Source organism: Pseudomonas sp. C7.1, from assembly GCF_056312395.1.
This window is the reverse complement of the sequence record NZ_JBWDTL010000003.1, coordinates 2,578,567-2,593,412: the sequence shown is the minus strand read 5'-3', so window position 1 is coordinate 2,593,412 and position 14,846 is coordinate 2,578,567. Positions and strand designations below refer to the sequence as shown.

General features: G+C 58.6%; 7 protein-coding genes and 4 pseudogenes. 5 read left to right on the top strand and 6 right to left on the bottom strand.

The features are described from left to right. Window positions 1-63: 63 nt before the first annotated feature. A complete protein-coding gene (locus AC0T4W_RS15640) occupies window positions 64-1,923 on the top strand; it encodes a DUF3857 domain-containing transglutaminase family protein (RefSeq protein ID WP_476320437.1) in 1,860 nt (619 codons plus the stop codon). A 620-nt stretch (window positions 1,924-2,543) separates the two neighbouring features. Here the strand turns inward: AC0T4W_RS15640 and AC0T4W_RS15635 are convergent. Further along, window positions 2,544-3,563: an IS110 family RNA-guided transposase gene (locus tag AC0T4W_RS15635; protein WP_476316403.1), complete on the bottom strand. Its 1,020-nt coding sequence runs from the start codon at window positions 3,561-3,563 to the stop codon at window positions 2,544-2,546. Window positions 3,564-4,200: 637 nt separating this feature from the next. On the opposite strand from AC0T4W_RS15635, the pseudogene istA reads away from it, so the two are divergent. Together istA and istB are read left to right on the top strand one after the other, a co-directional pair. After that, window positions 4,201-5,721: pseudogene (gene istA, locus AC0T4W_RS15630) on the top strand (IS21 family transposase). 17 nt (window positions 5,722-5,738) lie between these two features. Continuing rightward, the gene (gene istB, locus AC0T4W_RS15625; protein ID WP_476315466.1) at window positions 5,739-6,494 is read left to right on the top strand and encodes an IS21-like element helper ATPase IstB; all 756 of its coding nucleotides are present in this window, start codon (window positions 5,739-5,741) and stop codon (window positions 6,492-6,494) included. An 847-nt stretch (window positions 6,495-7,341) separates the two neighbouring features. Here the strand turns inward: istB and AC0T4W_RS15620 are convergent. From AC0T4W_RS15620 to AC0T4W_RS15610, 3 genes are all read right to left on the bottom strand, one after another. Then, complete coding sequence (locus AC0T4W_RS15620) at window positions 7,342-8,451, bottom strand: hypothetical protein (RefSeq protein WP_476320435.1); 1,110 nt, start codon at window positions 8,449-8,451, stop codon at window positions 7,342-7,344. A 296-nt stretch (window positions 8,452-8,747) separates the two neighbouring features. Beyond that, on the bottom strand, window positions 8,748-9,725 hold the full coding sequence (locus AC0T4W_RS15615) for an IS5 family transposase (protein WP_476320432.1): 978 nt from the start codon (window positions 9,723-9,725) through the stop codon (window positions 8,748-8,750). 40 nt (window positions 9,726-9,765) lie between these two features. Beyond that, window positions 9,766-10,446, bottom strand: a complete 681-nt coding sequence (locus AC0T4W_RS15610) for a DUF4197 domain-containing protein (RefSeq protein WP_476320430.1) — start codon at window positions 10,444-10,446, stop codon at window positions 9,766-9,768. A gap of 320 nt (window positions 10,447-10,766) precedes the next feature. Between AC0T4W_RS15610 and AC0T4W_RS15605 the strand changes: the two are divergent. Then, a pseudogene (locus AC0T4W_RS15605) lies at window positions 10,767-11,657 on the top strand (cache domain-containing protein); the annotation flags it as partial. Continuing rightward, window positions 11,643-12,773, top strand: coding sequence for a methyl-accepting chemotaxis protein (locus AC0T4W_RS15600; RefSeq protein ID WP_476323708.1), 1,131 nt, complete (start codon window positions 11,643-11,645; stop codon window positions 12,771-12,773). The pseudogene AC0T4W_RS15605 and the gene AC0T4W_RS15600, both read left to right, overlap by 15 nt. A gap of 57 nt (window positions 12,774-12,830) precedes the next feature. Here the strand turns inward: AC0T4W_RS15600 and AC0T4W_RS15595 are convergent. Continuing rightward, a pseudogene (locus AC0T4W_RS15595) lies at window positions 12,831-13,427 on the bottom strand (methyl-accepting chemotaxis protein); the annotation flags it as partial. A gap of 258 nt (window positions 13,428-13,685) precedes the next feature. Next, window positions 13,686-14,462, bottom strand: a pseudogene (locus tag AC0T4W_RS15590) (CHASE3 domain-containing protein); the annotation flags it as partial. Between the last annotated feature and the right edge of the window lie 384 nt (window positions 14,463-14,846).

Sequence of the window (14,846 nt, the reverse complement as noted above, 5' to 3'; positions counted from 1 at the left end):
TTTTCATTGGGGCGATCATCGCCGGCCTTTCGGTGCCCGTGGCACCGTTTTACATAGGCGTTTATGCAGAGTTTTTCGTTCTACCGACCGCTGATTGGCATCACTCTGATCGCGGTTACGCACAGCGTATCGGCTGCGCTCCAGCCTTTGGCCGAGGCACCGCTGGCCAGTGATATTGATATGCACTGCCACTTCAGTCGTGATGTCACAACCGACTGCACGACCACCTATCGCTATACCATTCTCAAACCGCTGGGCCGTGAAATGCTCTCGCGCATTGATTTCAGTTATGTCGAAACCGACGAATTTGAGGTGATCAACGCCGAGTATGTGCAGCCTGGCGGCCAACCGACGCCGCTGCATGAAACGCAGATCGATACACGCACGGCGCCCAACCCTGATCAGGGTTTCTCCCGCGAAAAACAAACATCGCTGGCCTTTCCGGCGCTGCGCGTGGGTACTCAAGTTCGTTATACCGTGCGTGAGCGCAGTGCTGCGCCACCTCTGCTCAGCGAGTTCCATTACACCTTGCGGTTTGAACCCAGCGGCGTTCGCCGGGACCGTTTCAAGGCACGCTTCACCGCCGAGCAGCCTATCCAGTGGCGCAGCGAGTTGATGGACGATTTCACCATCTCTGCATCAGCCGATGGCAAGGCACTGGATATCGAACAAAGAGCGCCGGTGTTTAACAGCTACATCAATGAATCAGAGAATGCCTACATACGCCGTATTCCACGCATTGAGCTTGGCAGTACCCTGCAAGTACAGCGCTACTTTGGCGATCTAGCGCAACGCTACAGCCAAATAATCAGCGCCGAACTGCCGCCTGAAAGCGCCCTGGTAGTCGCGGCTGTAAAAGGCCTGCCGCCAGCACAACAGGTGGCCGAACTGATGCAGCATCTAAATGCGCAGTACCGCTACCTGGGTGACTGGCGGGCTTCTGAGCGCGGCTATGTGCCGTTCAATCTGCAGGAAATCGAGCAGCGCGGTTATGGCGATTGCAAGGACCTGGCGACGCTGCTGACCGCCATGCTCAGGGCCAGTGGCATTAGCGCCGAAATCGCCTGGGTCAGCCGGGGCGATGTAGTCGAATCATTGTTGATCCCAGGCACCCATGCACCCAATCATGCAATCGTGCGGGCCCAAGTTGCCGACCAGGTCTGGTGGCTGGACCCCACCAACCCCGTGTTTGCCCCTGGCCAGACAATGTCTGACATTCAGGACCGCTGGGCGTTGGTAAGCGACGTACAAGGGCAGGTGCGTGAAGAACACATTGCCCTGGAGCGTCCTGACGTCAGCATTCGTCTCGATAAACAGGCGCATTTTGATAAAGCTGGGCACGCCGTTACACAGGCCACAGTTGTATTTGCTCGCCAGGCGTTGATGCAGTTGAGCCTGGCCGATAGCTATCAAGGCGCCACCGCTTCCGATCAGAACATCTGCGACAACTTCGGGATGGAAGTCAGCGACTGCAAAGTCCATCGCGAAAGCTTGGGCTTTTTAATGCCCGAGCGCTACAGCGTCAAGGTATCAATGACCAATCAGCGGGCACTTGAGAAGCTTGACGGCGGCTACTTCTACAGGGATTCCTATCTCAACGATAAATGGGCCGACCTGCTCAACTATCGGCGCAACGATCAACATGCCGACCTCTACGTGGGCGTCCCGGACACGGTCGATTACACCGTCACCTTGACCGGTGCGCAGATGGATAAACCGATCCAGCGCTGCGAAGTTCGCTCGCCCTGGTACGACCTCGACTTGGATGGGGAAAAGACCAGCGGTGGCATTCGCTATCACTACCGCCTGACTCAGAAGGTAAGCTGGCTGGGCCACGATGAGCTGGTGAGTGAGCCCTTTGGCGCGATGCTCAGCCAAGCCCGCAGCTGCGCGGCGCAATTGGAGCAAACGGTAAAGCTCTAAACAATGGTGTATGGCGCTGGTGCGCGGCAGCGTGCTTTCGGCAACAGGTCTGAGCGCGCAGTCGAGCACCTCAAAGTAGGTAGCGCAAAAGCAAAACCAGGCTTTACGGTCTGGCTTTTTCACCTGCAGCCAACCCGTTATGCAATGCACCAACCACCGCATTGGCCCGGCTGCTTGCCATGCTAGCCGGGCTCTTGCAGATGCTGGCTTTCTGTTCGGCGACCACCACCACGGCCTCCGGCAAACTGCTGAAGCCAAACCAACGCTGCATAGGATGGGTGGAGCACAGCGATACCCATCAATCAAAACCCCATGGGTATCGCGTTGCTCAACCCATATATGGACTCCTCCCGTTTTGCCAGTGAAATACACATCCAACGAACCTAGGTACGACTGCTTCCGTATATCCGGCTTCTAATAAGGCGTTGGGTGCCTTGAGCCATGATGAATATCCGCTCATGTGTTCCTGATCGCCCTAGCGGCCTTGGTTTACAGAGGGCCTGTGGGTAAAGCAGGTTTTACACATGCCGGCTCGACCGGTTCGTCATCACTGCATGTCACTGTGCAATCGTGGTGGATCTTCTACGGTGTCACTTCATTCCTGCTTGGGTACTTCAGGTTTACGCCTCAGCAGGTTGATAGTCTTCCCCCTTGCTGAGGATTGCCCAGATGATCCGGGCATTCTTGTTCGCCAGGGCGACCGTGGCGATATTTGTGTTGCGTCGACACTGCAACTGCTGCAGCCAGGTGCTGCGTCGATCCGTCTTTTCCTTACAGGTCTTCAGCACCGCACGAGCGCCATGGACCAATAACGTGCGCAGGTAACAGTCACCCTTTTTGCTGATGTGCCCCAGACGTTCTTTGCCGCCACTTGAATGCTGGCTCGGCACTAATCCCAGCCAGGCCGCGAACTGTCTGCCCGAACTGAACTGCCGTGCATCACCCACTGCAGACACCACGGCAGTCGCGCTGATCGGGCCAACGCCCTCCACCTGCAGCAAACGCTGGACACGCTCATCCGTCTTAACCTGACGGTGAAGCATGCCGTCCAGCTGTTTGATTCGCTCATCCTGTCCCTGCAGCTCATCACGCAAGAGCTCCAGCATTTCGTGCAGCTCGCCCGGTAATGTCTGGTGTTCGTCCAGCGCCTGCTGCAGCAACGCGCGGGTGGCCGCTATTCCCTGGCGACTCGCAACCAAACCGAACTCGCCAAGCAAGCCACGTATCTCGTTAACCAACGCTGTACGCGCCCTGATTAACCGGCTTCTGATCCGGTGCACCGACTGCCCAGCTTGCTGGTCGGCACTCTTCACCGCGACATAACGCATCGTGGGTCGGCTGGCAGCCTCGCAAATCGCCTCCGCGTCGTTGGCGTCGTTCTTACCACTCTTGACGTAGGGTTTGACGAACTGCGGCGCAATCAACCGCACTTCATGCCCCAACTTGCCTAGCTCGCGCGCCCAGTAATGCGAACTACCACAGGCTTCCATCGCCACCAGGCACGGCTCTTGTTGGCGGAAGAAATCCAGCATCTGTGAACGCTTGAGCTGCTTACGGCACTTCACCTGCTCGTGGCTATCGACGCCATGAACTTGAAAAACCTGTTTTGCCAAATCGATGCCGATTCGCTTAAGTTTCATGGTGACTCCTCCCTTCGTGGCTGTTTGGTTGTGACAACCTCAGTCTGGCGCATAGACGCCGTAGGAGGGAGGAGTCCATCTCATTGTCCTACGGGGCTTCCACAATTCTGTAGGAGCGGCCCATGGCCGCGATGCTTTGTGGTTTTTGGACTTGGTCTTTGCCGTTTTTTTGCGCCGCTTATGTGTTGTGTGGCCTGCCGGTTGACTCGCTGCGCTCGCCCTGCGGGCCAGCCTGCGGCTATCACTCCGCTGCGCTTCGTTTCGCCCTTACGGCGGGTCACTTCTGGCAAACGCCCCAGAAGTAACCAAGAGGTCTTGCCCCTTGCATCCGGGTCTCGCTGCGCTCGACTTGATTCGCTTCGCTCACCCTGCGGGCCAGCCTTCGGCTGTTACTGTGCTTCGCTCTGTTTCCTCGTTCCATCATTGCTCCAGGGGTGCGGATTCCGCGCTGACTCGGACACCCATTCCACGCACATCCGGACAGTGATTCCACGCTGATCCGGACACCCATTCCACGAGCATCCGGACACTGATTCCACAGCCATCCGGACACTTTCTGGCAGGCAGCTACGCAGGATTTATTCACTACCATTGGCCTCTTTTTCGAAGCAGAGAGGTCGTCGTGGAGCGTTTATCCATGCGTAAAATCCGTGAGGTGTTGCGCCTCAAGTTCGATTGCGGGCTGTCTGTCCGTAAGATCTCCCGCAGTCTGGGCATAGGTCACAGCAGTGCCGGTGATTACCTTTGCCGATTCACGGCCTGCGGCCTCTCCTGACCGCTCCCTACTGAGTTGTCCGACGCCGAGCTGGAGCGGCGCCTGTTCCCGCCACCGCCGGAGATCCCCTCTGAGCAACGACCAACTCCCGACTGGGCCTGGGTGCATGCCGAGCTGCGCCGACCAGGCGTGACCCTGGCGCTGCTCTGGCAGGAGTATCGGCTGGGCCAGCCACAGGGCTTCCAGTACAGCTGGTTCTGCGAGCACTACCGGGCCTGGGCCGGCAAGGTCGATGTGGTGATGCGCCAGGAGCACCGCGTCGGCGAAAAGCTGTTCGTCGACTACGCAGGTCAGACGATGCCGGTGATCGACCGTCACAGCGGCGAGATCCGCCAGGCGCAGGTATTCGTCGCGGTACTCGGTGCCTCCAGCTACACCTTCGCCGAGGCCACCTGGTCGCAGTAGTTGCCGGACTGGCTGGGCTCCCATGCCCGTTGCTTCGCCTTCCTCGGCGGGGTGCCGGAGATCGTGGTGCCGGACAACCTGCGCAGTGCGGTGAGCAAGGCCCATCGCTACGAACCGGACATCAACCCCAGCTACCGCGACTTGGCCGAGCACTATGGCGTGGCGGTGGTGCCGGCGCGGGCGCGTAAGCCCCGCGACAAGGCCAAGGCCGAGGTCGGCGTGCAGGTGGTCGAGCGCTGGATCCTCGCCGCCTTGCGCCATCGCCAGTTCTTCTCCCTGGACGAACTCAACCGGGCCATCGCCGTGCTGCTGGAGCGACTCAACCAACGGCCGTTCAAGAAGCTACCGGGCTCCCGCCAGGCGGCTTTCGACAGCCTGGATCGCCCGGCCCTGCGGCCTTTACCGGAGCAGCCCTACGTCTATGCCGAGTGGAAGAAGGCGCGGGTGCACATCGACTACCACGTCGAGGTCGATGGGCATTACTACTCGGTGCCCTACCAGTTGGTGAAGAAGCAGCTGGAGGTGCGTCTGACGGCGCGCACCGTGGAGTGCTTCCACGCCAACCAGCGGGTGGCCAGCCACGTACGCTCCCTGCACAAAGGCCGGCACAGCACGCAGACCGAGCACATGCCCAAGAGCCATCGCGAGCATGCCGAGTGGACGCCGCAACGGCTGATCCGCTGGGCCGAGCAGACCGGCCCGAACACCGCCGGGGTGATCGGCCACATCCTCGAACGGCGCGTGCATCCACAGCATGGCTACCGGGCCTGCCTGGGCATCCTGCGCCTGGGTAAGCACCACGGCGAAGAGCGGCTGGAAGCCGCCTGCCAACGCGCCCTGAGCCTCGGTGCCTGTAGCTACAAGAGCCTCGAATCGATCCTGCGCCAAGGCCTGGAAAACCTGCCGCTGACTCAACAGAACCTGCCCCTGCTACCGGACGACCATGCCAACCTGCGCGGCCCCGGCTACTACCACTGAACCCAAGGAACCCCACCATGCTGCCCCATCCAACCCTAGATAAGCTCCAGACCCTGCGCCTGCACGGCATGCTCAAAGCCCTCGCCGAACAACTGAAAACGCCCGACATCGACAGCCTGAGCTTCGAAGAACGCCTCGGCCTGCTGGTCGACCGCGAGCTGACCGAGCGCGACGACAAGCGCCTGAGCAGCCGCCTGCGCCAGGCCCGGCTCAAGCACAACGCCTGCCTCGAAGACATCGACTACCGCGCCCCGCGCGGGCTGGACAAGGCGCTGATCCTCCAGCTGAGCAGCGGTCTGTGGCTACGCGACGGCCTCAACCTGATCATCAACGGCCCGACCGGCGTCGGTAAGACCTGGCTGGCCTGCGCCCTGGCCCACCAGGCCTGCCGGGACGGCTACAGCGTGCGCTACCTGCGCCTACCGCGGCTGCTGGAAGAACTGGGCCTGGCCCATGGCGACGGCCGCTTCGCCAAGCTGATGAGCGGCTACGCCAAGACCGACCTGCTGATCCTCGACGACTGGGGCCTGGCACCGTTCACCACCGAACAGCGCCGCGACATGCTGGAGCTGCTGGACGACCGCTACGGCCAACGCTCAACCATCGTGACCAGTCAGATGCCGGTGGACAACTGGCACGAACTGATCGGCGATCCGACCCTGGCCGACGCCATCCTCGACCGCCTGGTGCACAACGCCTACCGGATCAACCTGAAGGGAGAGTCGATGCGCAGGCGGGCGAAGAAATTGACGACGCCGGGCACCTCAGACTAACAATGCATATCCTGCGTCGCTGCGCTCCGACTGCCTGTCCGGATGACCGTGGAACAGGTGTCCGGATCAGCGTGGGCTGAGTGTCCGAATGGCGTGGAATCCGCATCCAGGGGCCCGCCGCGAAGGGCCATCCCTGGCCCATCGCGGCTCTCGATCCATGCCGCTCAACCCCTTCCACAACGACTCCACTCGGCCTCCTGATGGGGCGTTTGGCGTCGTCTGTGAGATTGTGGGCGAATGATAAAAAGGCTAAGCCAGCGCTTCGTAGGATGGGTGGAGCGCAGCGATACCCATCAATCAACCGCATGGGTATCGCGTTGCTCAACCCATCCTACGGGGCCTCCACAATCCTGTAGGAGCGGCCCATGGCCGCGATGCTTTGCCTTTGCCTTCCGCTCTGCTGTCCACAAATCGTCCAAACAACGCGGTCCCCGAATCCCGTCAGGAGGCCGAAACGTAGCGAATCAGGTGATTCACCGTAAAGGCGAAAGGCTGAATCACATTAAAAGCAGAGGCGGCGATAGAGCATGTGATGGTTGGTAATGAAGGCTTGAACATGCGGTGGACAAGCTTCGCGTTGTCCACCCTACGCCCCGCACATTGGTGATCCTGGCGTAGGGGGGACGCTTTTTCATCCACCGTTGCGGCGGTTGTACGGGCTACTTGCTTAGCCAGTGCTCAAAGTAACGGAACTTTGTGGACTGATAGACAGAGCCCCAGCCCTGTAGCGCTCATCAGTAAAAGACTGAATACACGCCACGGTTGCAGCATATGACCGCTACATAGGCTGGAAGAAGTTCAGTATAAGAGTGTTTGATCAGCCCTAAGCTAGTTAGGTATTTAGTATTTACTCGCCTTCATCGGAATCGAATGGCCCATCGTAAGAATCTGCCGCTTCTAAGACAGCATCAAGCGCGCGTTCAGGCGAGGCACGTCCACACACAAGCTTCATCAGGTGTTGGCGAACGTAGAATCGTGATCGCTTTTGTGGGTTCTTGATATTTTCGAGTCCAGCTTTTGAGCACCCGTTTAACGCCTCCTTTGCTTTCGCCACGAGTTCTCTGGGAGAAAGCTCAATTTCAAAAGAAAGTCGTTCATAGCACGCTGCATCAATAATCTCGTTGATCACTGACTGATGCCAGACTGTACCAATCTGTGGGTCTGCTTCTTGGGTAACGCCTAGCCTGCCGACATAGATTCCAGCCAGGATCGCAATCTCTTGTGGGAAGTAATGGGTCGTTCCTCTGATCTGAATTTTGCCATTCGGATTGTAATAAAAGACTGGAGAACCAGACATGCCACTTTTGGATGCGCTATCGATCAAAAATTTAGGCTCTCGGTTCCAGCCATTCTGAACCGATGATGCAATAGTCGCTCGTTTCCATACGGGCTGAGAGTAATAGTCCTGCACGTTATGGGGGTAACCGGGAATAAAAAGCTCTTCTGTTACATCCACAGTATCCAGCCACGACTGAGCAACATCTAAGTCAGGAATCAAGAACTTCTGAATTGGAAAAATTTCCGATTTTACTCCTAGAGCGTTTGTATCGGAGAGGCGCATTGAAATCGTATTCAGCTCTCCATCAGAGTTATACATTTCAGACTTTTGAGGCTCTCGGGGATCAAACGGAATCGCTACAACATCAACTCTTGGCCAGTTTATGGGGTGTATATAAAAAAGAGCTTTTTCATCGTCAGCCAGCGGAAGGACGATTGATATTCGGATACTTCCATACCCTTCCATATTTAGGGCAATCCCTACGACAATGTTATCCGGGACGGCCTTTGAAGCGCTCAGATGCTTCATTGTCTCAGGGTGGAGGCCTGTGACGTTGTGCCAAGCTGTAACAATGAAGTGCTGACCGTTGCGCTCGTACAACACACCAGTGCCGACAGCTAGGACGGTAGTGTTAAACCTCATCGTGAGGTGTACTACGGAATTACTAATAGCCGCCATATCTGCATCCTGCCGTTCCTAATGGAATAGGGAAATGGGGACAGATTTATTTTTCAATAAATAAAATTTCTGCCGTGCCAAAAAAGCCAGACTCAGTCTGGCTTTTTCACATCTACCAACCCCTCTTACAACGCCCCAAACACCTTCTTAGGGAAGATCTGAAGTAGTCCCGTTTTCCAAGCTGATTTTCTCAATGACTCAAAAAAACCGCGTCTCAATCGAAAATCAGGCCATTTTTCACCTTCAAATGCATAGTTTTGCCCTTGAGGGGCGCTTCGCAGGGTTTATTCCCCGCATTACAGGCGCACCTCTCCTGCAAGCATTAACTGTTTGCGCACCATCCACAGGTTCGACAGCGCAAACAGCGTGACCTGCTGGGCTGTGTTTTTCACCAAGCCGCGAAAGCGCACCTTGGTGTAGCCGAACTGACGCTTGATCACACGGAACGGATGCTCGACCTTGGCGCGCACCTGTGACTTGGCGTATTCGATCTTGCGTTTCATTCGGCCAATCAGGCTTTTCTTGCCGTGCTTTTTGTACGAACTAGGTCGGGCGGAAATCGACCAGATCACTTTTCGACCTTCATGTTCGGGGCGCTTGTGGACACCGGTGTAGCCAGCATCTCCGGCCACATGGGTTTCCTCACCATGCAGTAATTGGTCGACCTGAGTCACGTCGGCAACGTTGGCGGCGGTACCCACCACGCTGTGCACCAAGCCCGACTCGGCGTCCACGCCAATGTGCGCCTTCATGCCAAAAAAGTACTGGTTACCTTTCTTGGTTTGGTGCATCTCAGGGTCGCGCTTACCTTCCTTATTCTTGGTCGAACTGGGCGCATGGATAATCGTGGCATCGACGATGGTGCCCTGGCGCAGCAGTAGGCCGCAGTTGCCAAGGTAATCATTGATGACGCCCAGAATCCCCGTAGCCAGGTCGTGCTTCTCCAGCAACCGACGAAAATTGAGGATGGTGGTTTCATCCGGGATGCGCTCCAGCCCCAGCCCAGCAAACTGGCGCAAAATCGTGGTCTCGTAGAGCGACTCTTCCATCGCCGGATCGCTGTAGCCAAACCAGTTCTGCATCAGGTGCACACGCAAGATGGCCATCAACGGGTATGACGGCCGGCCGCCTTCACCCTTCGGATAATGCGGTTCGATCAAGGCAATCAGGCCCTTCCACGGCACCACCCGATCCATCTCGATCAGAAAACGCTCACGTCGGGTTTGTTTACGCTTGCCGGCATACTCAGCATCGGCGAAGGAGATCTGCTTCATCGGAAAACTCAGCGGGTGGAATCCGGCTATTTTGCCAAAGTCAGGAAGTCTTTTTCAGAGTTTCCTTAGGCAAACTGGTCGCCGCACCAGCCGGGTTCTCGCGGATGCTGGCTTCCTGCTCGGCGATCATGGCGAACAGGCCGTCCAGCGCTTGCTCGGTTACATAGTTCTCGATATTCGCGCTTTTCGCGTCGATCACGCCGAAGCTCGCGGCTTGGCCGGCGAAGTTGTTGTATTGCTTGGCCAGGCCGACCTGGTCGGTGGCTTGCTTGACGATGGGCAGGAACTTGGCGCGGATCTGTTCGCGGCTGGTTTTGTTCAGGTACTGGGTGGCGGAGTCTTTCGAGCCGGCGAGGATGCTTTTGGCGTCCTGCACGGTCATTTTTCTCACCGAGTCCACCAGCAGCGTCTGGGCTTGCGGCACGGCGGCTTCGGCGGCTTTGTTCATGCTGGCTTCCAGCTGCTCAACCTGCGCGCCCATGCCCATCATCTTCATGGTTTTTGCGGCTTTGCCGAGGTTGCCCGGCAGTTCGATGCGCACGTCTGGGTTGTTGCTGAAGCCGCCGGGTTTGCCCAGTTGCTGCACGGCCACTTTGGCGCCTTGAGTGAGGGCGTCTTTGAGGCCGCCGCTGGCGTCGCTTTGCGAGAGATCGGCCAGCGACAGGGCGAAGGCGCTGCTGGACAAGGCAAGGCCGGCGGCCAGGGAGATGATACGCAGCATAAAAGGCATCCTTGTGCGGTGGGGGCAATGGATGGAGCTTAACGGACTGGCGCGTACAGGCAAATGCACCTGTGCTGTCATCTGGCTGCTGCAAACCCGCACAGGTGACTGGTCCTACGCGAGTTAAGCGCCACGCCTTGCGCTTATTCATCTATAACTCACTGCATGTATCTGACATATTCATGGTCAAACGGCGCGTACGCCAATTGCATAGGCAATGGTGTATTTGCAGTACCCGATCTTGCTGGTGGAACCAGGAACGGTTCGTAAGCAGTTCTGGCAGTCCCTCTTGAGCATTCTTTCCACGCAGGAGTAATGGCATGGCTTTTGTCCCCGTCCGGTTGTCGCAGCGTTTGACCTTGGGTTGCGTCGTCCTTTTGATTCTTACCGCGCTGGCGGTGTTTGCCGTGATGGCCCTGCGTGGTCAGCCGCGTGTGGTGGCAGCCAGTGGCGAGCTGATTGAGCAGACCGGCAGCGCCATCGTACGTCAGCTGGCGCTGCAGTTAGCCAAGATAGAAGGGGTGACGGCCAGCCTGGCGCACTTGGCCGAAGTGCTGCCGCGTGAGGAGCCGCTGTACCTCAACAGCTTGCCCAATCTGATCGACAGCCAGGGTGATAAAGCGATTGCCGGTGGCGGCGTGTGGCCGGAGCCGAATGCCTTTAGTGAGGGCGCGGCGCGGCGCAGTTTCTTCTGGGCGCGCGGCGGTGATGGGCAGTTGGCCTATTCCGACGATTACAACGCCGCCGATGGCCCCGGTTACCACAATGATGCCTGGTACACCGGCGCGCGCAGCAGCAAGGCTGGCCAGTGCCTGTGGTCAGAGGCTTATCAGGATGCGGTGACCGGTGTGCCGATGGTCACCTGCAGCGTGCCTTATCAGCTTGAAGGACGCTTTGCCGGCGTGGCTACCCTGGATTTGCTGCTGGACGATCTGGCGCGCTTTCTCACCGAGCAGGGCAAGGTCACCGATGGCTATGCCTTTGCCCTCGATCAGGCTGGCAACGTGCTGCACTTTCCCGGCATGACCGGGGCCAAGGGCGGCGACATGCTCAAATTTGCCGGCCTGGCGCAGCAGCACAGCTGGCTTAAGCCGGTGCAGGAGGCGTTGGCCAGCAGCAGTTCAGGGGCGATTCGCAACCTTGATCTGGAAAACGATGAACAGCTCAAGCAGGCCAGCCGCGTCAGCCTGTTTGTGATGCCCGACACGGGCTGGGTAGTCGGCTTGGTGACCCCGCAGGAGCGGGTTACCGGCCTGGCTAGGGCACTGACCTGGGAGATTTTGCTGTTTCTGCTGCCGCTGCTGGCGGTGTTGCTGGCGCTGGCCTGGTTTGCTGGTCGTAAACTGATCGGCCAACTGGAAGAAACCACCGCGCAGATCGACTCCCTGGGCCGTGGCTCGGCCAGCCGCGATGTTGAGCTGAGCGTGGAGCGCGAGGATGAAATCGGCGCGCTGCGTCACGCGGTCAATCGCTATGCCGGGCAGTTACGTACCATGCTCCAGCGCATCGCCGAGGAAGCCGACCATTTGCAGGCCGAAGCCGCACAACTGGGCGGCCTGAGCAGCACCCTGGCCGGTCGCGCCGAGCAGCAACGCCAGGAGAACACCCAGCTGGCGGCGGCGATTACCGAGATGTCGTCGAGTGCCCAGGAAGTGGCGCAGAACACCAACGACTGCGCCAATACCGCGCAGAGCTCATTAGTGGTTGTGCAGGAGGGGCAGCAGAAGGTCGCCTCCAATAGCTCAGCCATCAAGGAACTGTCGGCGGAAATGGCTGATGCGGCCTCAGTGATCAGCCGGCTGGAGAAAGACAGCCAGCAAGTCGGCGCGGTGCTGGATGTGATCAAGGCAATTTCCGAGCAGACCAACCTGCTGGCGCTGAATGCCGCCATCGAGGCCGCCCGTGCCGGTGAGCAGGGCCGTGGCTTTGCCGTGGTAGCCGATGAGGTGCGCACCTTGGCGGGTAAAACCCAAGCCTCGGCCAATGAGATCGGCACCATGATCAGCGCTTTGCAGCAAGCTTCACGCCAGGCGGTACAGGCCATGCAGGCCGGTGAGGCGCGTACCGAGCATGCGGTGGTCGAGGCTGAAGGCGCGGCGACGGCGCTGTCCAGTACGGTGCAAAGCTTCGATGATATTTCCCAGCGCGCTCAGCAGATCGCCGTGGCGGCGCAGCAGCAAAGCCATGTGACTCAGGAGATCAACGAGTTGGCCGTGCGCATCCACAGCATCAGCGAGGAAAACGCCCGTGACGCCCAGGCGCTGGATGAGGTCAGCAGCGCCATGCAGGCGTTGTCGTCACGCTTGACCGGGTTAAGCCGAGGCTAGCCGTTGGCAGAAGAAGGACAGGGCGAGGGGGCGTGTAGCCGCCCCGCCTAGTGGGAGTTACAGGCGGAACGAAGCGACTTGCTTTTCCAGCGCCACGGCCAGGTGCTCCAGGGTTTGTGCGGTCTGCGTGGTCTCTGCGACGGCTTCGCTGTTCTGCACGGACATCTGCGCGATACGTTCGACATTGCGCGCCACGTCTTGACTGGCTTCGCTTTGTTCGCGCAGGGCCAGGGATATCTGATCGACGACGCTGACCACCCGGCTGGAGGCTTCGCGGATGCTGACGATGGCAGTACCCGCCTGATTGGCCTGTTCTACGCCGCTGTTGACCTGCCCCACGCCGACTTCCATGTTGCTCACCGCGCTGCGCGTGCCGGTCTGGATTTTCTTGATCATGTCGGTGATTTCTTGGGTGGAGTTGGCGGTGCGTTGTGCCAGTAGACGCACTTCATCAGCTACCACCGCAAACCCACGGCCCTGTTCGCCTGCGCGAGCTGCTTCAATCGCTGCGTTGAGTGCCAGCAGGTTGGTCTGGTCGGCAATGGCGCGGATCACGCTGACAATCGAAGAGATTTGGTCGGACTGCTTGCCCAACTCATCAATCTGCAGCGCAGCGCCCTGCACGGTGTCAGCGATAAGCTGCATGCTCGAGAGTGTGTTCTGGATGACCGTGCCGCCTTCGGACGACTGGCGGCCTGACTCACTGGACAACTCATGAGCTTCACGCGCGCTGTCGGCAACATGGTTGATGCTTACGGTCAGTTCCTCGACGGTCGCGGCCATGCTCGATGACGCATGGGATTGCTCCTGGGTCGAGACTGAAAGCTGGGTCGAGGCGCTGGAAATATTCTGCGCGGCACCGACCAGTTGTTCGGCGCTGGAGCGAATTTGCCCGATCATCTCGCGCAGGCGTTGTTGCATGGCGGCGAAAGCATCGAGCAGAACGCCGATTTCGTCGCGTCCGGCTGGGTCGATGCGTGAGTCAAGACGGCCCTCGGCGATATTCCGGGCAACCGTTACCGCCTGCTGTAAGCGGCCCGCAATGTTACCTGCAAGGCTATAGGCCACGACGATGGCTAATGCCGCAGCGAGTAGCCCACCGGCCAGAATGATCATCAGGGCCGTCGACTTCGCTGACTGCATGGCGGCGGTGCGCTCAGCAAGTAAGCCTTCCTCCTCTGCTTGCAGCTCACCCAGCAAGGCACGCATGGCATCCATCTTGGCTTTGCTGCTGCCTGCGCTGAAGCGTTGTACTAAGTCGTCCATCGACTGGGTGCCTGCTGTTACTTGTCTGCGCAGGTCGACGTTGGCCGTTACATCCTCGGTCAACCACTGGTTATACAAAGTATTGATGCGATCCAGGCGTTGTTGCTGGGCCGGGTTGTCCCTGGTGAGTGTGCGCAGGGCGCTAAGGTTCTGCTGCGCTGAAGCCTCGCCTTCGTTGAGTGGGGCGAGATTCGCCTCTTGGCCTGTGATGGCGAAACCGCGCATGCCGGTCTCGATGTTGATTAGGCTGCTTAACACAGCATCCGATTTGTCGAGCACACCGTAGGTGTGAATATTGAACTTAACGGCGCTATCGACCTGATCGAAGCCGCGCCAGGTCGATAGGACCAGCAGCAGGATGATCAGGAGGACAATGCCGAACCCGGCATAAAGTTTTTGCGAGATGCTCAGATTGCCAAGCATGAGGAACCTCCTGCGAGCTGCACACCAGGCTCTGCCGAGTGGCCTTATTGGATTCGTTTGTGGGGGGGGCGGTATTTGCTACAAGACATGAACACCGGCAGTTTCACCTTAGTATGTATGCCCAGTTTTGTATCGGCAGCAGGGTAAAAAACCTTTACATAAAGTTAGATTGTGTAAGGGCTTTGTATGAGATGTGAGCAGGAATCAGGCGGCGTGCACGGCTGGCCGGCGTGAGTCGGTGTGGGCTGAGATTGCCCATTCGATCGCCGTCTGGAGGGGGGAGCGCTGGCGGCCATTCAGCCCAATCTGCAGTGCGCCCGCCATTCGTTGGGGGCGCCCTCCGCTAGGAGCCTGTTGAAAAACTACCTGCGTTGCCATTGCGGC